8 protein-coding genes are annotated in these 21704 nt (G+C 65.9%); 1 reads left to right on the plus strand and 7 read right to left on the minus strand.

Translation table 11 applies throughout. The features are described 5' to 3' along the window. Window positions 1-4 precede the first annotated feature (4 nt). The 7 genes from ACQKPE_RS00105 to ACQKPE_RS00135 form a co-directional block, all read right to left on the minus strand. Window positions 5-9511: an amino acid adenylation domain-containing protein gene (locus ACQKPE_RS00105; RefSeq protein WP_427662745.1), complete on the minus strand. Its 9507-nt coding sequence runs from the start codon at window positions 9509-9511 to the stop codon at window positions 5-7. Window positions 9512-9552: 41 nt separating this feature from the next. Continuing rightward, on the minus strand, window positions 9553-14133 hold the full coding sequence (locus ACQKPE_RS00110) for a condensation domain-containing protein (protein ID WP_427662746.1): 4581 nt from the start codon (window positions 14131-14133) through the stop codon (window positions 9553-9555). An 83-nt stretch (window positions 14134-14216) separates the two neighbouring features. After that, entirely contained in the window at window positions 14217-15203 is a 987-nt protein-coding gene (locus tag ACQKPE_RS00115) for a TauD/TfdA family dioxygenase (RefSeq protein ID WP_427662747.1), read from the minus strand. A gap of 178 nt (window positions 15204-15381) precedes the next feature. Continuing rightward, window positions 15382-16332, minus strand: coding sequence for an ABC transporter substrate-binding protein (locus tag ACQKPE_RS00120; RefSeq protein WP_427662748.1), 951 nt, complete (start codon window positions 16330-16332; stop codon window positions 15382-15384). Between the two features lie 28 nt (window positions 16333-16360). Continuing rightward, window positions 16361-17407, minus strand: coding sequence for a FecCD family ABC transporter permease (locus ACQKPE_RS00125; protein WP_427662749.1), 1047 nt, complete (start codon window positions 17405-17407; stop codon window positions 16361-16363). Continuing rightward, complete coding sequence (locus ACQKPE_RS00130) at window positions 17404-18384, minus strand: FecCD family ABC transporter permease (RefSeq protein WP_427662750.1); 981 nt, start codon at window positions 18382-18384, stop codon at window positions 17404-17406. Before ACQKPE_RS00130 ends, ACQKPE_RS00125 begins: the two co-directional genes overlap by 4 nt. Then, window positions 18381-19184 (minus strand): ABC transporter ATP-binding protein, encoded by an 804-nt coding sequence (locus ACQKPE_RS00135; protein WP_427662751.1) that lies wholly within the window; start codon window positions 19182-19184, stop codon window positions 18381-18383. Before ACQKPE_RS00135 ends, ACQKPE_RS00130 begins: the two co-directional genes overlap by 4 nt. A 257-nt stretch (window positions 19185-19441) precedes the next feature. Here ACQKPE_RS00135 and ACQKPE_RS00140 point away from each other — a divergent pair, with 257 nt between their 5' ends. Further along, window positions 19442-21634, plus strand: coding sequence for a TonB-dependent siderophore receptor (locus tag ACQKPE_RS00140; protein ID WP_427662752.1), 2193 nt, complete (start codon window positions 19442-19444; stop codon window positions 21632-21634). Window positions 21635-21704: the final 70 nt, after the last annotated feature.

The following is a 21704-nucleotide window of genomic DNA, read 5'->3' on the forward strand; positions in this document are numbered from 1 at the left end:
ATCCTTAGTCTTCCATCTCGGAGAGCAGGCGCTGCATTTCATCCAGCGCCTGGTCGGCAGACGGCCCCTGCGGGCGCTCGATCTGCGCAGCAAGGCCCCTGACCGTCGGGTCCTGGAACAACCCACGCAGGTCGAGCCGAACCCCATAGCGGGTTTCAATACGGGTCATCAGGCGCATCGCCAGCAACGAATGACCGCCCAGTTCGAAGAAGCTGTCGGTCACCCCCACCGTCGGCAGCCCAAGCAGCTCCTGCCAGAGCTGCGCCAGTTCGCGCTCCAGCGTGCTCTGCGGTGCAACGGCCGCCAGGCTGCGTGCCTGCTGCTCGGGTTGCGGCAGGGCCTTGCGGTCGATCTTGCCGTTGGCGTTCAGGGCAAAGCGTGGCAGCACCACGAAGTGGGTCGGCACCATGTACGCCGGTAGCGTCGTTTCCAGGTAGGCGCGTACCGCAGCGTTGTCCAAGCCCTCTGCCTGAGGTACCTGGAGCCAGGCGACCAGGGCGCTGCCGGAGCTGTCCTGCATCACCAGCGCTTCTTCGACGCCTGGGTAGCGCCGCAGCAGCGACTCGATTTCCCCCGGTTCGATACGCAGGCCACGCACCTTGACCTGGAAGTCGGCGCGGCCGATGTAGGCCAGCCGGCCATCGGCCAAGCGGCGTACCAAGTCGCCGGTGCGGTACATGCGCAGGCCCGGCGCATCGGCATAGGGGTCTGGCAGGTAGGCAGCCGCCGTCAGTTCGGGAGCCTGGTGATAGCCGCGGGTGACGCCGGCACCGCCGATGTACAGCTCGCCCACGGTACCCAGCGGCACCGGCCTGAGCATGTCGTCGAGCACATAGCAGCGGGTATTGAGCAACGGCGTGCCGATCTCGGCGACACCGCCGCTCATGCCCGCGTTGCCCAGCACCTGGGTGGTGGACCAGACCGTGGTTTCCGTCGGCCCGTAGGCGTTGATCAACTGTACGCCCTTGGCTTGCAGTGCCCGCACCAGCTCTGCCGGTACCGCTTCGCCACCGATCAGCCCGCGCAGCGGCGGCCAGTCGTTGCGCTCGGTTTCCAGCAGCAGCTGCCAACCGGCAGGCGTGGCCTGGAAGATCGTGACACGGCGCAGCAGCTCGAACAGCCGATGGCCGTCCACCACCTGCTCGCGTTGCGCCAACAGCATCGAGGCGCCGTTGACCAGTGGCAGGTACAGCTCCGGCTTGCACATGTCGAAGGCGTAGGTGGTGCTGGCCAGCCAAGTGTCGTTGGCCGTCAGCGGCAGCTGGCGATCGAGCCCGGCCAGCAGGTTGGCCAGGTTTTCGCGGCTCACCTGCACGCCTTTCGGGCGCCCGGTGGAGCCGGAGGTGTAGATCACGTAGGCACGTTGCTGGCCGTGCACCTTGAGGTCGAGATCCCCCTCGGCGTGCTCGGCCAGTGGCAGGTGATCGACCGTCAGCGTCGTCAGGCCGTCGCTGGCAAGCGCCGTCAACGTCTTTGCGCAGGCGCTGTCACCCAACAGCCAGTTCGCCTTGGCGTGCTCGACGATATAGCGCAGGCGCTCGGCCGGGTGCTGGGGGTCGAGCGGCAGGTAGGCCGCACCGGCCTTGAGGATGCCCAGCAAGGTCGGCAGCAACCACGGCCCTCGGCTCAGGCACACCGCGACCAGGTCGTCCTGGCCTACCCCCTGCTCGCCCAGTGCGCGGGCGATCTGGTTGGCTTGGGCATTGAGCGCGGCGTAGTCCTGCTGCTGCGCCTGGCTGTCGACCGCCAGCGCCTGTGGGGTCTGGCGCACCTGCTGCTGGAACCGGGCGATGACATCGTGTGCGGCGCTGAGCGCCTCGCCTGGCGAGTGCCAAGGGCGTTGGGCCAGGGCGTGGTCGGCGTTGGCCAGGTCGATGTCCCACAGCGACGCCTCGGGCGCCGCCAGCATGCCATCGAGCAGGTGACGGTATTCGTCGGCATAGCGGCGGGCCGTGGCGGCGACGAACAGCTCGGTGTTGTACTCGATCACGCACTGCCATTGCTCGCCGTGCTGCTCGATATGCAGGCCGATGTCGGTCAGCGCGGTGTGGGTGTCGATGTCCAGCCGTTGCGCCGGCAGGCCGGCAAAGCTCGGCTGCTGCCCTCCGACATCACGCTGGATCAGGTTGAACAGCGCCTGGAACAGCGGTGTATGGCTCAACTCGCGGCGTACCTGCAAGGCTTCCACCAGGCGCTCGAACGGTACGTCGGCATGCTGCTGGGCCTCCAGGTGCTGCTGTTGCAGTTGTTGCCAGTAGCCTTGCACCGATTGCAGCGGCTCCAGGGTGCTGCGCAACACCTGGGTGCTGGCGAAGTAGCCGATCAGGTGCTCGGTATGCGCCTGGTGACGCTGCGCGACCGGAAGGCCCATCCACACCTCACGCTGGCCACTGTGCCGCGACAGCAGCAGCTTCCAGGCGGCCAGCAAGGGCGCGAAGGCCGTCAGGCCATGCTGGCGTGCGACCGTCCGCAGGCGCACGACCTGCTCGGCAGCAAGGTTGAAACGCAGGCGCTGCCCACGGTAGCCCTGGCGGGCCGGACGCGGCAGGTCGGTGGGCAGGTTCAGTACCGGCGGCTCGCCCGCCAGGTATTGCTGCCACCATTGCAGTTGCGTGTCGATCAGGGTGCTGCCCTGAGGGCTTTGCCAGCTGGCCGCTACATCGCGGAACTGCAACGCCAGTGCCGGCAAGGCCGCCGGGGTACCGTCGGCCTGGGCGCGGTACAACGCCTGCAACTCGCTGAACAGCACCTCGAGGGAGCGCGCGTCGGCGATCAAGTGATGCAGGGTGATCTGCAACACATTGCGACCCTGCCCCTGGTAGAGGCAGGCACGCCACAGTCGGTCAGCGCTATCGAAGGCGACCAAGGCCTGCTCGCGCAGGACGGTGTTCATGTCGCGACCGTTGTCGAGGTGGAAGACTTGCAGCAGCGGACCATGCAGTTCGACCACACGCTGTAGCGGGCCCTCTTCAGCCGACTCGAAACGGGTGCGCAGGCTGTGCTGGCGCGTGGTCAGCTCGACCAGCGCACGCTCCAGCAGGTCGGCGCGCAGTTCCCCGTCGACCTGCAAGGCCAGCGACAAGTGCCAGGCACTCGCATCGCCCTCCAGGTGTTCGATGAACCACAGGCGCTGCTGGGTGAAGTGCAACGGCGCGGTATCGCCTTCAAAGGCTCGTACGATGGCCGGTATCGAGCCCTGGCCCTCGGCCAGAAGCTGGGCTTGCGCCGCGAGGGTCGGTGCTTCGAACACGCTGCGCAAGGCCAGCTGGCGTTGATAACGCTCAGCGATACGCGCCACCAGCCGGGCCGCCAGCAACGAATGGCCGCCCAGCTCGAAGAAGTGGTCATCGGCACCGATATCCTGGCTGCCGAGCAATTCTTCCCACAGCACGGCAAGGCGCGCTTCCCACAGGCTCAGTGGCGCACCGCCCTGCCCTGTGCGGGCCTGGGGCTCGGGCAAGGCCTTGCGGTCGACCTTGGCGCTGGCCCCCAGGGGCAGGCGCTCCAGGTGCACGAACTGTGACGGCAGCATGTAGTCCGGCAAACGCATGGCCAGTTGCTCGCGCAGGACAGCTTCATCCAGGGGCTCGCCCGCATGGTAGGCCACCAGCCGGGCTTGCTCGCCTACGCCGAACAGCACGACCGCAGCTTCGCGGATGCCAGGCACGGCGGCCAGCACGGCCTCGATTTCGCCCAGTTCGATACGGAAACCGCGCAACTTCACCTGGAAATCCAGGCGCCCCAGGTATTCCAGACTGCCTAGGGCATTGCGGCGCACGCGGTCGCCGGTACGGTACATACGCCCACCGTTGCCGAACGGGTCCGGCACGAATGCCTTGGCAGTCAACTCGGGCGCGGCGTGGTAGCCCCGGCCCAGGCTGGCCCCGGCCAGGTACAGCTCGCCCGCCACACCGTCCGGCACCGGTTGCAGGTCGGCGTCGAGGATATAGGCCGTGCTGTTGACGACCGGCTGGCCGATCGGCACTTCCACGCCGCCGTTAGGGTGCAGGAACGGCTCGAAGGTGCTGTACACCGTCGCCTCCGTTGGCCCGTAGCCATTGATGACCTGCGCTCCCCGCCCTTGCATGGCCTGGGCCAGCGCCACCGGCAGTGCTTCACCACCGGAAACTGCGCGCACGCCCTGCCAGCTTCGGCGGGTGTGGGCCACCAGCATGCGCCAAGTGGCTGGGGTGGCCTGCATCACGGTCGGCTGCGTGTCTTGCAGCAACTGGTCGATCGCTTGCGGGTCGCGGGCCTGGTCGCGCCCTGCCAGCACCACACTGGCACCACGCGCCAACGGCAGCAGCAACTCCAGCACCGCGATATCGAAGGTGGCAGTGGTCAGTGCCAGCACCCGGTCGCTGGGGGTCAGCGGCAATACGTCGTCGACCGCCAGCATCAGGTTGGCCAGGTTGCCACGGTCGATGGCCACGCCCTTGGGCTGGCCGGTGGAGCCGGAGGTGTACAGCAGGTAGGCCAGATGCCCAGGCAACACCCGGGGAGCGGTGAGCGGGTTGTGGTGGGCAACCTTGTCGATATCCAGCAGCGGCACAGCGCCGCCCCACGCGCCCACTAGCGCTGCGCTCTGCGCGGTCACCAGGCACAGGCGCGGGCTGGCTTGGCGCAGCACGTAGGCGCCGCGCTCGGCAGGTGCATCCTCGGCCAGCGGGACATAGGCCGCACCACAGCGCAGGATCGCCAACAATGCGATCGGCAGGCGCTGGTCGCGGGGCAGGCACAGTGCAACGCGCTCTTCAGGGCCGACACCCTGGGCCTGAAGCGCACCCACCAGGCGTTCTACCGCGTCTGCCAGTTGCGCATAGCTGAATCGTTGCTCGCCAACCCACAGCGCGGCGGCGTCAGGCCGCTGCCGTACCTGGCGGTCGAATGCATCGAGCAGGTCTTCACTGCCAGCAACCGGCTTGCCGAGCAGCGCCGGTGCCGCCACCCCCTCGACGTGGGCCGCCAGTTCGCCGATGAGTATCGCCGGCTTGCTCAGCATGACCTCGAGCAGGGCTAGGTAATGAGCCGCCATGTGCTCTACCGTCGCCTCGCGGAACAGGTCTCGGCTGTAGGCGAAACTCAGGCTGATGCCGTGGGCCGTGTCGCGCACATCCAGGTGCAGGTCGCACAGCGCCGTGCGCGGCCGATTGTCCATTGGTTCGCCGATCAGCCCTGGCAGTTCGATACGCTCCAGCGCATGGCCGGGGAAGTAGTTGAACATGGCCTGGAAAATCGGGTTGTAGCTGACCTGACGGGGTACGCCCAGTTGCTCGATCAAGTAGTCGAACGGCAGGTCTTGGTGGGCCTGGATACGCACCGAACGGGCCTGCAGGTCGGTCAGCAACTGTTGCAGGCTTTGCCCGCCCGCCAGCGGCTGGCGATAGACCAGGGTGTTGACCAGGCAGCCTTGCAGATGCTGGGTAGCCGCCTGGTGACGGTTGGCCACCGGCACGCCGACCAGGATGTCCTGCTCGCCACTGTGCGCGCGCAGCAACAACTGGTAGGCGCCAAGCAGCGGAACGAACGGGCTTAGCCCCTGTAGCGAGGCGAAGCTACGCAGCTTTGCAGCCAGCCCTTCGGCCACCACGATATCGACCCGTCCACCCGCCTGGGTAGGTTGTGCCGGACGTGGAAAATCGCTGGCCAGCTCCAATACCGGAAGCTCGCCGGCCAACTGTTCGCGCCAGAAGGCCAACTGCTGGCGGCAGTCTTCGCTGCCCATCCACTGCTGCTGCCACAGCGCGTAATCGGCGTACTGCAGGGCGTCGCCGGAGGCTGGCGGCAGCGCCTGGCCTTCCAGCACAGCGCGGTAGCGCAGGCACAGCTCGTCGATCAGCAGTTGCAGCGACCAGCCATCGGCAATGATGTGGTGGCAGGTCAGCGACAACACGTGCTCCTGGTCCGCTAGTCGATACAGCCGGGCACGCAGCAATGGGCCTTGGTCGAGGACGAAGGGCGTCATCGCATCGTCGTGCAGGTGTTCGTGCAGTGCTTCTTCGTTGGCGACCTCGAGGGTGTGCAGCGGCGCGCGCAGCTCGGCAACGATGACCTGGCAGGGCTCACCGGCCTCGCCAGTGAACAGGGTGCGCAGCACTTCATGCTGGGCCAGCAGGCCGTCGAGGGCGTTCTGCAACGCCGACACCTGCACGTTGCCCAGCAGGCGCACAGCCCCCGCCAGGTTGTAGGCCGGACTGCTCGGTTCGAGTTGTTGCAGGAACCACATGCGCTGCTGCGCGAACGACAGCGGCAAGCGCTCGGGGCGCGGCAGGCGCTGCGGGCCTCGGGGTTGCGCATGGTCATCCTGGGCCTGCAACCACTCGGCCATGCCACGGATGGTCGGTCGTTCGAAGACCACGCGCAGGGGCAGGTCCTTGCCGGTCAGCTTGCCGACCAGGCCGATCAGCTGGGTGGCCAGCAACGAGTGCCCGCCCAGTTCGAAGAAATGGTCTTCCACGCCCACCCGCTCAAGGCCCAGCAGCTCCTGCCAGGCATCGGCCATCTGCTGCTCCAGCGCGGTGCGGGGTGCCACATGGCGCGCCGCGCTCTGTGCGGCGAAATCCGGGGCTGGCAATTGCTTGCGGTCGATCTTGCCATTGGCGTTGAGCGGCATTTTCTCCAGCAGCACGAAAGCACCGGGCACCATGTACGCCGGCAAGTGCTCGGCCACGTGTTCACGCAAGGCCTCCACGCTGGCCTGCGTCACCACGTAGCCCACCAGCACCTTGGCCCGCTGGCGGTCATCCCGGGCCAGCACCACCGCCTCGCGCACTTGCGGGTGACGGGCCAGGCAGGCTTCGATTTCATCCAGCTCGATACGGTGGCCACGCACTTTCACCTGGTGGTCGGTGCGGCCCACGTACTCCAGCTCGCCGTCTGCGAGGAAACGCGCCAAGTCGCCGGTGCGGTACAGCCGCGAGCCGTCGGCTGCGATCGGGTCGGGGACGAAGACTGCCGCCGTGCGCCCCGGGTCGGCCATGTAGCCGCGGCCGACGCCCACGCCGGCCACGCAGACTTCGCCCACAGCGCCGACCGGCAGGGGCTCGAGGTCCGGGCCAAGCAGGTACAAGCGGTTGTTCAGGGTGGCGCGGCCAATGGGTACGCTGCTGCGCGAAGGCGGCAACGCCTGGTGCAAGGCGCGGAACGCCACGTCATCGGAGCATTCGGCCGGCCCATAGGCGTTCATCAGGGCGATGCCGGGGTAGTGCTCGAACCAGCGGCGCAACAAGGCCGGCGGCAGCGCTTCGCCGGTCGCCAGCACCCAGCGCAGGGCACTGCGTTGCAGGCCGCAGTCGAGCAAGGCCTGCATCAGCGAAGGCACGGCCTCGAACAGCGTCACCCCCTGCTCCACCAGCGCATCGGCCAGCGCTTGGGGGTTCTGCACCTGGCAGTCGGGGAAGATGACGGTGCGCGCACCCAGCATGCTGCCAGCCAGCGACTGCCACACGGAAATATCGAAGCACTGCGGCGCGGTCTGCGCGATCACATCCTGCTCATCCAGGCCAAGGCTGTTGCCCTGCCCCTGGTCATGGGCCGCGAGCTTACCGAGGATATTGTTGAGCATGCCGGCATGGGTAACCATCGCGCCCTTCGGCGCGCCGGTGGAGCCGGAGGTGAAGATGCAATAGGCCAGCGAGCGCGGGTCGACCGCCAGTTGCAGGTCGTGCTCGGGCTGCTCGTGCAGTGCCGTGGGGTCGTAGCGCAGCGACTGCGGTGCGTTGGCACACAGGGCCAGTGCTTCGCCCGCCAGGGGAGCCAGCGCCAAGCTGTGCAGCAACAACGGCGTGCGGCTCTGGCCGAGCACCTGGGCCAGCCGCTGCGCCGGGTTGCGCGGGTCCAGCGGCAGCCAACCGGCACCGGCCTTGAGGGTGGCGAGGATCATCACCAGCAGGTCGCTGCCGCGCTCATCGAGCAGGGCCACCAGCTGGTCGTGCCTGACACCGGCGGCTCGCAGGCGGTGGGCCAGGCGGTTGGCGGCGCGGTTCAAGGCGTCATAGCTGAGCGAGCGGCCGTCGTGAACCACGGCGGTCCGCTCGGGGGTACGCTTCACCTGGCGCTCGAAGCGCTCGATGTAGGTGCCTTCGACCAGCGCGTCAACGGCTTGCAAGCCGCCGCCGGCCCACTGCTCGAACTGTCGCTGTACATCCTCCTCGGCCAACATGGCGATGTCCTGCAAGGCCGTGCCCGGCCGCTCGGCCAGCGCTGCGCCCATGTTCACCAGCAAAGAGCGGAAATGACCGAGCATGGCTTCGATCTCGCCCTGCTGGAACCAGTCACACTGATACGTCAATTGCAGGTGCAGTTGCTGGCCCGGCACGATCACCACGGTGATCGGGTAGTTGGTGTGGGTGCGGTTGGCCATGTCGCTGATCAGGTAGTCCAGCGCGCCTTGGCGGACATCGTCGGAAATCGGCGCGTTCTCGAACACAAACAGGCTCTGGAACAAGTCCTGGCCCTGCACCTCGCTCCAACCCTGCAGGGTCGCCAGCGGCACGGTCTCGTGTTCGCGCAGGCTCAGGTTTTCCGATTGCAGGTCGCTCAACCACTGCCCCAGCGCCTGCTCCGGGCGCCACTGCCAACGCAGCGGCAGGCTGTTGATGAACAACCCCACCACGCTCTCCATGCCGTCCATATGCACCGGACGGCCTGCCACTGTCACGCCGAACAGCAGGTCGCGATCGCCGCTGTAGCGCCCAAGCAGCAGCGCCCAGGCACCCTGCACCAGGGTATTGAGGGTGATGCCATGGCCGCTGGCCGCACGTTGCAAGCGAGAGGTAAGCGCTTCGTCCAGCTGTACCACGCAGTCACGCACCGGCTCTGGAGCGTCGGCGATACGCCCGGCGTGGCCGAAGCCGAACGCGTTGGGCGTGTCGAAGCCGGCCAGGCGTTGCTGCCAGAACGGCCGGTGGTCTTCGGGCTTTTGCTGCTCCAGCCAACGGATGAAGTCGCGGTACGGGCGCGGTGTCGGCAACGCCAGCTGGCGACCCTCGCGCGCCGCGCGGTAGCCGTTGAGGAAGTCCAGCATGATGATCGAGAAGCACCAGGCATCCATCAGGATATGGTGGTAGCTGCGCACGAACTGGTAGGTATCCGGGCCGATACGCAGCAGGCGCACACGCATCAAGGGGGCCTTGGTGAAGTCCAGGCCATCGCGGCGCTCATCGGCCAGCAGGGTGTCGAGGCGCGCCTGCTGGGTCGCAGCGTCGAGGTGGCTCCAGTCCTGGTAGTCGATGGGCAGCTCGACCTGCTTGTGCACCACCTGCATCGGACGCTTCTGCTGCTTCCAGACGAACGAGGTACGCAGCAGTTCATGGCGTTGCACCACCTGTTCCCAGGCTTGGCGGAAGGCGGCCAGGTCGAAGTCCGGCAAGGTCATGACATGCCGGTATTGCAGCAGGTACATGCCTTGGCCCGGGTGCATCAGGCTGTGGAACAGCAGGCCCTGCTGCATCGGTGCCAGCGGGTAGATGGCTTCGATGTTGCGCGACAGCGCTTTGACCTTGTCATTCATGGTACGGGCAGTCTCCGGAAATCCTTGGAAAAGGCGTTGCCTCAAAGTTGTTCGAGCAGGTCGAGGAACTCATCGTCGGAAAGCCCCGAGTCGGCGAAATCGGCAGCGGTCGCGCGGCCGGCCTGCGGGTCGCGGCAGTGCGCGAGCAAACCTTCGAGGCGTTCGATGAACTGCTGCGCCAACTGCTGGATGCGTGCCGCTTCGTGGGCCTGGGGCGCGTAGCGCCATTCCAGGTGCAATTGGCCGTCGAGCACCAAGGCATTGATGTCCAGCCAGTGGCTGCGCGGGCTGTCGGCGGCACGCATGCCGGGGCATAGCGGGCGTGCCAAGTGCCACAGGCTCGAGGCCCCCAGCCACTGGTCGACGCGGCCCAGGTAGTTGAACGACAGCAGTCGCGCAGCACTTAGCCCATGGCTTGGGTCCTGGCGCAACAGGCCATAGCCGACACCTTGCTGGGGTACGCGGCGCAAGGCTTCCTTGGCTGCGACGATGGCCTGCTCGGGGTCATCGATGCAGGGCAAGGCGAACGGGTAGCGGCTGGTGTGCCAGCCCACCGATGTCGCAAGCTCTGGCGCGCCGTCCCAGGCACTGCGGCCATGGCTTTCCAGCTCGATGGTGATGCGCTCGCGCTGCAACCAGTGGCCCAGCACCTGCCCCAGGGCAGCCATCAGCAGGTCCGGCACCTGGGTGCCGTAGGCCTGGTGGCAGTCGCCGAGCAGGGCCTGGGTCGACGCTGCGCACAGCTGCAATTCGTAGGTATGGCTGTCGCCGTAACGGTTGCTTGCCTGAGGCGTATTGCTTTCGTGGACCAGCTGCTCTTGCCAGTAGCCGAGCTGTTCGGCCACTGCGGGGGTTTGCGCATGACGCTGCAACGCCTCGCTCCACTGCCCGAAGCTGGCGCTGACCGGCGGCAATGGCTGTTGCTCGCCGTTGACATAGAGGGTTTCCAGCTCTTGCAGCAGCAACTGCCAGGACACCGAGTCGACCACCAGGTGGTGCGCGGTGCACAGTAGCTGGCGCGACGGCTCGCACCAGACGAACCGCACCAGCGGTGCCTGGTCCAGGCGCAGCCCTTGTTGCAGGGTTTCCAGCAGGCTGTCGTCCAGCGGTTGGAACACGCTTTTCAGCACATCCTCCGCCATTTGCGCCGTGTAGGGCTGGTAGCGCTGGCCGTCGGCGTCGAACACCAGACGCAGGCTGGCATGCCGTTGCAACAGCACGGCCAGGGCGCGGCGCAGGCGTGCGGGCTCCAGCGGGTTGTCCAGCGTCAGCAGCAAGGACTGGTTCCAGTGCGCGGTGGCCTGGGGTTGTTGCGCGAAGAACCACTGCTGAATGGGCGTCAGGGCGAATGCGCCTTGTGGCAGGGCTTGAAGGCTTTCAGTCTTTACCGATTGAGTGGACAGCTCGACGGCGCAGCGCGCCCAGCCTGCGACCGTCGGGTGCTCGAAGATCTGCTTGGGCGTCAGTTGCAGGCCCTGCTGCTTGGCCCGGGCGATGATCTGCAAGCTGAGGATCGAGTCGCCGCCCATGGCGAAGAAGTTGTCGTCCAGTGCAAGGTCCGGGCGCGCGAGGATATCGGCGGCAATCTCCAGCAGTTGTCGCTGCACCGGGCTTGTCGCCAGCGTGGAAGGCACTGCCTTGACCGGTGCAGAGGGTGCTTGTTCGCAAAGCCGGCGCAAGGCACCCAGGTCGACCTTGCCGTTGCCCAGCAAGGCGAAACTGTCCAGGCAATGCCACTGCGCCGGCTGCATGTAGTCAGGCAGGCGCGCTTGCAGGCTTTGCTGGATCTCGGCGAGCACCGCATCGGCGGCCACCACGAACGCCACCAACCGGTTACCTGCCGGTGGTGCTGGAATGTTCAGCACGCGGGCGTCGTCGACGCCTTCCAGGGCGCGCAACTGCGCGGCCACTTCCTCCGGTTCCACCCGGTAGCCGCGAATCTTCACTTGCTCGTCCAGGCGCCCCAGGAACAGCACCTGGCCCTGGCTATCGATACGTACGCGGTCCCCGGTGCGATAGCCTTGCGCGCTGAAGCGTGCATGGTCGGCCTGCGGTGCATTCAGGTAACCCGCAGCCACGGTCGGGCCGGCCACCCAGAGCTCGCCGTTGACACCGACCGGCAACACCTGCCCGGCCGGGTTACGTACGCTGACCTCGACGTTGGGCAGCGGCTGGCCGAGGCTGATGCTCGCATCGCTGCCAATCTCGCGGGTCAGCACACCGACCGTGGTCTCGCTGGGGCCGTAATGGTTGACGATACGCAGCCCTGGACGCAGGGCACGCACCCGCGCCACCAGTTCGGGGCTGAGCGCTTCGCCGCCGGTGACCAGGCACTGGCGTGGCAGCAGGCGCTGCGGGTCGCTGGCCACCAGCAGTGCATTGAGGTGCGATGGCACGATCTTGAGCATGTCCACCGGGCTGCGTTGCAGCGAGTCGGCCAGCGCCTGGGCATCGAACGCCAGTGCCTCATCGAGCAGGCGCAGGCGTCGGCCACTGAGCAAGGAACCGAACAAGGCGGTGTGGCCCAGGTCGGTGGCGCAGCTGGCCAGGCTAGTCAGGCTGGCGTCGGTATCCAGTGCCAGGCGGGCTAGCACCCCAGTCACGTAGTGCAGCAAATTGCCGTGGGTGACTTGTACGCCCTTGGGCTGGCCGCTGGTGCCGGAGGTATAGACGACGTAGGCCACGGCCTCTGCGCTCGTGGCGCCGCGAAGCGCCAACGTTTGCTCAACTGGACGTTCACCGGCGCCATACCAGTCGACCACAGCTGGCAGCCATTGCGGGCGACTGCCCTCGCCCACCCAGGCCAGCGGGTCGGCATCGGCACAAATCGCCTGTTGGCGGCTCTGCGGCCAATGGGGGTCGAGCGCAACGTACGCCGCGCCTACCTGCCAGCAGGCGAGCATGTTGATGACCAGCTCACGGCCACGGGGCAGGCACAGGGCAACCCGGCCACCCGTGTCAGCAACACTTTCGGCCAGTCGCAGGCCTTGGGCGGCGACGGCTTGCGTCAGGGCAGCGTAGGTCATGACGCCAGAGGCATCCTCGAGCGCCAGTGCGTCTGGTCGGGTGCGACACTGCGCGACGAACGCCTCCCAGGCGCTGGCGTATGGCACCGGCAAGTGCTCGCCGCGCAGACAAGACTGTTGTTCACCCAGCCAATCCAATTGCCCAAGCGGTGTATCAGACCGCTCCAGTGCTGCCGCCAGCAGGTTCTGCAGCAAGCGCGCATAGTGCTGGACAGTCTCTGGTCGATACAGCGCCAGGCTGTAACGCCAGCGAAGCAGGAAGCCTTCCTCGTCGTCGATCACCACCAGGTTCAGCTCATGAGCCGCACCGCGCTGCTCGGACAGTAGGCGCTCGAGGCGCGCCTCGAACGGCGCGGCACGCTCTTTGTTGAGCGTGAACATATGCTGGAACAGCGGCGCACGCCCGACCTGGCGTGGCAGTTCCAGGTGCTTGAGCAAACGCGAGAATGGGTAATGGCGGTGCTTGAAGGCTTCGCCCAGCTGACGGGACACCTGCTGCGCCCAAGCATTGCCGCTCAGGCTGGCATCGAGCTGGCAGCGAATGGGCAGTGGGTTCACCAGGTAACCGGGCAAGGCCATCTGGGCACGCTTGAGGCGCCAGCCGGTCGGCGTGCCAACGACGAAATCATCCTGCCCGGCCAAGGTACCCAGCCAGTACTGGAACAAGGAAAACCAGTAGGCGTAGGGCGTGACACCCAACTGCCGGGCCTGCCCACGCAGGCGCTCGGCCAGGCGCGGGTCGACCCGCAGGCTCATCTCGCCACCGCGAAAATCTTGGCTGCTGCCATGGGCGAAATCGGTAGGCAGCTCCAGGGCCACGACACCGTCGAGCGCCTGCTTCCACCACTCCAGCTCGCTCGGCTCGTCCCGGTCGGCGCGCCGTTGCAGGTCGGCGCACCACTGGCGATAGGCATCGGGTGCAACGTCAGGCAGCGGCTCGCCGTCCAGCTGGGCGAACAGCTCTTCCATCAGTACATAGAATGTGGCCAGGTCGGCCGCGATGTGATGAATCACCAGCAACAGGACGTGCTCCACCTGCCCGTTGCGTGTGTTGCGCCACAACACGGCTCGGCTCGTCTCGCCGTCATGGATCGCCAGCGGCGCATCGGCGGCTTCCAGGATTTGCTCGCGCAGCCCTGGCTCATCCAGGGCTGTGACTGTTCGCACCTGCAAGGCACGAGGCTCGGGCTGACGATCGAGCTGCACCGCCTGGCCATCGAGCTGCGCATAGGGGCTGCAAACCTGGGGATGGCGTGCCTGCACCCGTTGCCAGGCAGCGGCCAGGCGCTCGGGCAGGTCGCGGCTGCCGACATCGGCGCCAAAGCGTGCAGCGTAGGCGATGTTGTAGGCGTTGCCGCCCGCCTCTACCTGATGCAGGAACCACAGCGCCTGTTCGTTATCTGTCAATGGCCGGCAGTGGAAGTGATCGGGGTGAGCGGCCAGCCAGCGGATCACTTCAGCCGGTTGCTGCTCCAGCGCGGCGACCAGCCGTTGATCGATGGCATCGGCCGTGGCCCCGGTAATCAGCAACCGCTCGCCTTCTACCGTCACCGCGATGCCGCGCAGGCGGCAGTCAAGCATCAAACCTTCAAGCATCTGCATTCCCTTGTTCGTTCGAGCACGCGTCGACAGGCCGCGGCGCTGGATGCGCAGCGACAGCCTGTGGTCATTCGGATGGATCAGGCAGCCGAGGCTGGGTCCGCCATGGCCACCACCACCTTGCGAGCGCCCTGGAAGGTCGAGCGCCCGTGGGCGACCAGCATGTTGTCGAGCATCAGCACATCGCCGGCCTGCCAGGGGAACACCACCTGGGTTTGCTGCAGCACGTCGCGGATGTGGTCGAGCGCCTGCTCCTCGATCGGCGAGCCATCGCCGTAGAAGACATTACGTGGCACCCCTGCTTCGCCGACGATGGACACCAGGGTCTCGCGCAGGGCCGGGGCCAGGTTGGATATGTGGAACAGGTGCGCCTGATTGAACCAGACCCACTCCCCGCTACGCGGATGCTGCGCCACGGCCTGGCAGACCTGGCGGGTACGTAGCTCGCCATCGTCCTTCCAATGGAACTCGATGTTGGCCGCGCGGCAATACTGCTCGACCTGGGCACGGTCGTCGGTGCTGAACGCCTGCTGCCAGGTCAGGTCCAGGCCGTTGCCGTAGTTGCGCACGTACATCAGGCGCTTGTCGGCGAAACGCTGGCGGATGCTCGGATCGATGCGCTGGTACACCAGGCGGCTGTCGGCGATGGGCGTTTCGCCGCCCGTGGCAGCCGCTTGCACGCAGTGGAACCAGATCTTCATTGGCCAGTTCTGCGAATACGACTGCTCGTTGTGCAGCGGGATGACCTGGTGGGCGGGGTATTCGGTGGAGGTGTAGACGCGGCTGTTGAGCTTGGTGCGGGGGGTGGAGGCGTAGTCGTAGGTCAGCAGGTCATGGCCGAAGCTGCGGCAGAACGCTTCGAAATCGGCCTCACCCTCGAAGCGAAAGCCCCTGAGCAGCACCCCACCGACCTGCTCCAGGCAGGCGTTTACCTGTGCCTGGATCGCCTCGCTGGAACTGCGCCAGTCAGCGCCGTCGCCGTGGATAGTGAGCGGAAGCGCAGCCATTTGCGCAGAGGTCGCTGCGGCGGTCGAACTGCGCTGGGGAAGTACCAGATCAACGTCCATTTACTTTTTCCTACCTTGATAGGGGAAATTTCTGACGCGGGTACGGTAGTACAACCCAGCAGTAACAGCAAACGATAATGATTAGATTTAACGTCTCTGCAACGTAGTCGACACTTCTTGTAAATATTTGCAATCCAACGCCCTGACAGTGCTCGACACCGCTGTCAGGGCGTTTGCTTCAGCGTGGCTTGAGCACGTAGTCGCGCTCGGCGATATGCGACATCAGCAGGTAGGCCGAACCGATCAAGCCCTGCATCGTTTCGGCATAGCGGCTGCGGTTGAAGTAGAGGAACTGGCGGTTCTTCACCGCGAACAGGTTCTGCCATTGCGGCGACTGGCGAAACGCTGCAGTACTGGCCTCGGAGTCGAGCAGTTGCTCGTAGGTGTCGATGATGAAGTCGCTGTCGAAGTCGGCGATGCGCTCAAGGCTATAGGGCACGTTGGGCCGCCCTTCGCTATAGGCCTTCACACGCCCCAGGCCGAAGTCGCGAATGACATCGTCCACCCCGCCACGACCAATCAGCTGAAAGCTGTCCGGGTACACCTCGAGCGTGGTGACCGTGATGCTCGCGGGGTCCTTGATGCGCTTGTGGAACTCCTGCACTACCCAGTCGTATTCGGCGAGCAGCTGCTTGTAGCGGTCCTGGCGTCCGACCAGCTCGGCAAGCTCGGCGGCGTAGGTCTTGATATCGGCTTCGCGGGCTGGCAACAGCACTACCGGCGCCACCTTGGCCAGCTTCTCACGCAGGTCCTGGTGGTAGGACAGGCCGATGATCAGGTCTGGCTTGAGCGCGGCAATGGCCTCGAGGTCCGGGGCCTGTTGGGAGCCGATGTACTGGATGCCTTTAGGGTCGAAATGCGGCACGGTGCCGCGAAACAGTACATCGGAGAACAGCTTCTTGCGCCCGGTTGAGCCGCAAGGCGTGATGCCGAGCTCCAGCAATTGGGTGGTGATGCTCAGGTCATGCAGCGACACGATGCAGTGCGCCTCAACGGGCACTTCGGCCTTGCCGAAACGGTTTTCGAACAGTTTGGTTTCACTCGCAGAGGCTTGCCCTGCGCCCAGCACCCAAGCAGCACACGCCAGCGCCGACAAACCACGTACCAGGTGTTTCAACGTCCTTCCCACAGCGCCCTCCAGACAGGCCGGTTTCCCCTCAGCGTGATGCGCTTCGGGCCAACAGAATGATCAGATACGGTGCACCAATGATGGCCACCACCAGGCCAGCGGGGATCTGCAACGGCGCGAACAAACCGCGACCCAGTGTGTCACCCGCCAGCACCAGCAGCGCCCCAGTCAGCGCCGACATGGGCAACAACGCCGCATGGCGATCGCCGCACAGCTGGCGCGCCAGGTGTGGCGCCAGCAGGCCGACGAAGGTCATGGTGCCGACGTTGGCCACCGCTGCCGAGGTCAGCATGACGCTGCACAGCAGCAACCCGGCCATCAGCCTGGGCACATCCAGGCCACGGCTGAGGGCGACGCGCTCGCCCAGTTGCAACAAGTTCAAAGGCCGGTGGCAGAACAGCAACGGCGCACCGGCCAACACCAGCCAGAAACCCAGGCTAGACACCTGGGCCCAACTGGCTCGGTGCAAGCTGCCGCCCAGCCACATCAGCGCCGACTCGACCTGGTCGATATTGCCGTAGGTGATGAGCAGGTCAGCAACGGCGCTGAGCATTGCCGTCAGGCCTACACCGACCAGTATCAGGCGCAGCGGCGAGATGCCCTGGCGCCATGACAGGGCCGTCACGCAACTGGCCACCAGCAGGCCGCCAGCCAGTGCGGCCAGAGGGTATAGCGCTATCGGCAGCAGGTTCGGCCAGAGCACGATGATCGACAGCATGGTCACACTGGCGCCCGACTCCACACCGACCAGCCCGGGCGCGGCCAGTGGGTTGCGGGTCAGCGACTGCAATATCAGCCCAGCCAGCGCCATCGCCGCGCCCGCCAGGATCGCCAGCAGGATGCGCGACAGGCGCAGGTCCCAGACCACATCGCGAATACGTGGGTCGGCGGTCGACGGGCTCAACACCGCTTCCAGCGCTTGTGAAAGGTTCAGCGGATAGCTGCCGACCGTCAGGGCATGCAGCACCAGCCATGCGAGCAAGGCTGCCAGCAAGGCGCCAGACAGCAGGTCACGCGGGCGTCCCCAGCGAGTGGTGCGAGACAAGGGCCCCGCCACGACGACAGACCGGCTCATGCTACGCGCCTCAATACCAGGGCGATGAACACTGGGCTGCCGAGCAAGGCCGTGACGATCCCGGTATTCACCTCGTAGGGCCGCACCACCACCCGCGCCAGCACATCGGCCAGGATCACCAGCAGCATGCCCAGCAGCGGCGCCACCAGCAGCAGGCGACGGTAGTCGGTACCGGCCAGCAACCGCGCCATATGGGGCACCACGAGGCCGACGAAGCCGATCGGCCCTGCCAGGGTGACCGCACAACCCGACAGCAACACCACGGCAGCCAGGCCGCACAGGCGCATGCGCAGCAGGTTCACCCCCATGCCGGCAGCGGCCCGCGCACCTAGCCGATGTGCATTCAGCGCGCCGACGTTGACCAGGCATAGCAGCAGCCCCGCCACCAGCCATGGCCACAGCCAGGCCTGCACGCCACCGGTCAGGCCGATCGAGCCGGTCAACCAGCGGCGCAGGCTGTCGAGCCCCTGCTGGTCGAGCAGCAGCAGAATCGAGGTGATCGCACTGAACAGCGCCGCCACCATGGCACCGGCCAGGGTCAGGCGCACCGGGTTGTGGCTGCGACCGGCCAGCAACAGCACGCCTGCGGCAGCGACCAGGGCGCCGGAGAAAGCGAACAGCGGCAACGCGGCCATGCCATTGCCGGGCAGTACCAGCAAACCGACCACCACGAACAATGCCGCACCGCTATTGATACCCAGAATGCCGGGGTCGGCCAGCGGGTTCTCACCCACCGCCTGCATCACCGCACCCGCCAGGCCCAGGCTTGCACCGACCACCAGGGCGATCAGCAGGCGTGGCAAGCGGGTGCCGCGAATCACGCTGTGTTCAGGGTTGCCCGGCACGTAGGCGGTAAGCGCCTGCCAGGCCTCGTGCACGGGAATGTCGCGCGCGCCGACCAGCAGGTGAAGCATGGCTGCCGCCGCGATCGCCAGCGGCAGCAGCAGCCAGGCGCCCTGCCCTGCAATCCCTTTCATGAAGCCATCTCCGCCACCGCACGACGCGCTTGCAGGGTCATGGGCACGCACAGCGGGTCGCCCGAATGGGGGTCGGTGATGATATGTGCATCCAGGTCGAAAGTGGCCTTTAGGTTGGCCTGGGTGAACACCGATTTCGGTGCGCCCTGGGCCAACAGGCGTCCCTTGCCCATCATCACCAGGTGGTCGGCATAGCGCGCCGCCTGGTTGAGGTCGTGCAGCACGGCCACGATGGTGCGGCCCTGCTCGCGCAACTGGCCGAGCAATTCGAGCAAGGCGACCTGGTGGGCGATGTCGAGGAAGGTGGTGGGTTCGTCGAGCAGGATGACCGGCGTGTCCTGGGCCAGGGTCATGGCGATCCAGCAGCGTTGGCGCTGGCCGCCGGACAAGGTACTCAGTTGCCGGTCCAGCAGGGTTTCGATACCGGCCAGGGCCGCGGCACGGTCGACCGCCTGCTGGTCGCGCTCCGACCAGGGCCGCCACCAGCCCTGCCAGGGAAAGCGCCCCTGGGCCACCAGCTCGCGCACGGTCATGCCGGCGGGGGAACCTGTGTGCTGCGGCAGCAGCGCCAGGTGGCGAGCCAGTTCGCGTCGTGAAAACTGGCCTTGGGGGCGGCCGTCGAGCAGGACCTCGCCAGCATCGGGCTTCTGCATGCGTGCCAGCACGTTGAGCAAGGTGGTCTTGCCGCAGCCGTTGGCGCCGATCAGCGCCGTGAACTGCCCAGTCGGAATCTCGACGCTGACATCGTCCAGTACCTGCAAATCACCGAAACGCAGGTGCAAACCCTTGCCGATCAGCATGCCAAGCGCCCCTTCGGCACGGGCTGACCCGGCATCCCATTCATCGTTGTCGCTCGCATCCTTCGGCCTCGTTACCCGTTCCGGCGCTAGAGGATATGTCAAGACGATCTGAATGCCGATTTTTTTATCAAAGCTAATACAAATCTTTCTCAGTTGAGATAAAGTTGGCGCCACCCGACAGCCCCTTCCGTGCCGTCGTCGCGCACGGTCGTGCGTCAAGCCCCATCGCCCAACACACTTCAAAGGACTGTTTTCAGATGCGATACACAATAAAAAAAGGTCGTGCCGTTCGAAGCGGCGCCAGCGTGCCGCGCTTTGCGCTCAGTACGCTGGCGATTTCCCTGGGAAGCCTCCTGTGCACCCAAGCCTGGGCCCAGGAAAGCACCAACGACCCCGCCAACGCAGTACAGCTGGATGCAACCAACGTCACCGCCCAGGCGCAGGAGGGTGACCACGTCGAAGGCTACGTCGCCCTGGAAAACGCCAGCGCCACCAAGACCCGTACGCCCATCACCGAAACGCCACAGTCGATTTCCGTGGTAACCAGCGACGAGATGCGCGCCCGCCAGGTAGATACCGTCGCCGATGCACTGCGCTACACCCCGGGGGTCACCAGCCAGCCCGGCTCGTTCAACCGCACCGCCGACCGCTTCCGCATTCGCGGCTTCGATGTCGAGTCGGCAACCGGCGGCATGCTGCGTGACGGCATGCGCCTGCAACTGAACTCCTACGACGGCGTGCAGGAGCCCTACGGCCTGGAGCGCGTGGAGGTGGTACGTGGCGCCGCCTCGGTGCTGTACGGCCAGCTCACCCCAGGGGGCCTGATCAACGGCGTGAGCAAGCGCCCCACGGAAACCCCGCTGCACGAGCTCAACCTGGAAGTCGGCAACCATGACCGCCAGCAACTGAGCGGCGACTTCGGCGGCCGCCTGGGCGACAGCGAGACCCTCAGCTACCGCCTGACCATGCTGACCCGCGACAGCGACACCCAGCAAAAGCGCATCAACGACGACCGCACCTACATCGCCCCGGCGATCACCTGGCGTCCCAATGAGGACACCTCGCTGACCCTGCTGTCGTTCTATCAGAAGAGCGACACGCGCTTCTCTGCACCGCTGCCGTACCAGATGGTGAAAGGCATCGGCAACGGCCCGGTGAAGATCGGCCGTCACGACTTCCTCGGCGAGCCCAACTACGACGACATGAACGGCGAGATGTGGGCTGCCGGTTATGAGTTCGAACACCGCTTCGACGAGCACACGCGCTTGACCCACAAGGCGCGGTACTACGAGTCGGACGTGAAGTGGAACTACCTGATGATCACCGGCGTGAACGGTGCAGGCCTGCTCACGCGCCAGTACAGCGACCGCCGCGAGCGCGCACGCAACGTCACCAGCGACACGGCCATCGAGTCGAAATGGCAGCTGGCGGGAATGGAGCACACCTTCCTGGTGGGCTTCGACGGCTACGACACCTCCTACGACTCGCATAACTTCCGGGGCGCCGCACCCACGTTGAACCCGAACACCCTCAACTATGGCCAGCCGGTAGTCGTCGACAACCGACCAAGCCGCGACCGGGGTTCACAGGTCGACACCTTGCAAAAAGGCATCTACCTGCAAGACCAGATCAAGTTCGACGAGCACTGGATCATGGTATTGGGCGGGCGCCACGACTGGGCCGACCAGGACATCGAAGGCTTCGCCACTGGTGCAAGCCGCTCGCAGGCCAACGAAGCCACCACCTACCGCGCGGGTCTTGTGTACAAGGCCGACAACGGCCTGGCGCCCTATATCAGCTACAGCGAGTCGTTCTTCCCGATCGCCATTGCCGAAGTCGCAACGGCCGGGCCGCAGACCTTCGAGCCAACCGAAGGCAAGCAATACGAGATCGGTATTCGCTATCAACCGCCTGGCAGCAACACCCTGCTCAGCGCGGCGCTCTACGAGCTGACCCAGGAAAACGCCCTGCGCCAGGATGGCCTGGGCAACTACACCCAGATCGGCGAGCAGCGCTCGCGCGGGCTGGAGCTGGAGGCCAAGACCGAGGTCACGCCTGAGCTGAACGTAATCGCGTCCTATGCCTACACCGACGCACGCATCACCAAGAGCATCACCCCTTCGGAAAAAGACCAGCGCATCGCCGACACGCCTTATCACCAGGCGGCACTCTGGGCGGACTACAACCTGGCCCTGCTCGGTCTGCCCAAGCTGACCATCGGCGGCGGCGCACGCTACAAGGGTGCCACCCAGGCCCCGGGCATTCCCGACGATATCGACGGCTACACCTTGTTCGACGCCATGGCGAGCTATCGCATCGACGACAACTGGACCGTCGCGGTCAACGCCAACAACCTGACCAACAAGCGTTACGTCTACTGCGACCTCAACACCTCGTGCCGCTACGGCGACGAGCGTGAAGTGGTCACATCCGTAAGCTTCAGGTGGTAAGCGATCACGCCCTACCGATCTGCACGAAAGGCCCATGATGGGCCTTTCGTGTATTCAACATTCGAAACAC

Origin of the sequence: Pseudomonas sp. NPDC089554, from assembly GCF_050280645.1 — a bacterium.
Lineage (GTDB): Bacteria > Pseudomonadota > Gammaproteobacteria > Pseudomonadales > Pseudomonadaceae > Aquipseudomonas.

Coding starts and splice junctions, on each gene's coding strand:
- ACQKPE_RS00105 (WP_427662745.1), bottom strand. CDS start 9,511: ATGAATGACAAGGTCAAAGCGCTGTCGCGCAACATCGAAGCCATCTAC.
- ACQKPE_RS00110 (WP_427662746.1), bottom strand. CDS start 14,133: ATGCTTGAAGGTTTGATGCTTGACTGCCGCCTGCGCGGCATCGCGGTG.
- ACQKPE_RS00115 (WP_427662747.1), bottom strand. CDS start 15,203: ATGGACGTTGATCTGGTACTTCCCCAGCGCAGTTCGACCGCCGCAGCG.
- ACQKPE_RS00125 (WP_427662749.1), bottom strand. CDS start 17,407: ATGAGCCGGTCTGTCGTCGTGGCGGGGCCCTTGTCTCGCACCACTCGC.
- ACQKPE_RS00130 (WP_427662750.1), bottom strand. CDS start 18,384: ATGAAAGGGATTGCAGGGCAGGGCGCCTGGCTGCTGCTGCCGCTGGCG.
- ACQKPE_RS00135 (WP_427662751.1), bottom strand. CDS start 19,184: ATGCTGATCGGCAAGGGTTTGCACCTGCGTTTCGGTGATTTGCAGGTA.
- ACQKPE_RS00140 (WP_427662752.1), top strand. CDS start 19,442: ATGCGATACACAATAAAAAAAGGTCGTGCCGTTCGAAGCGGCGCCAGC.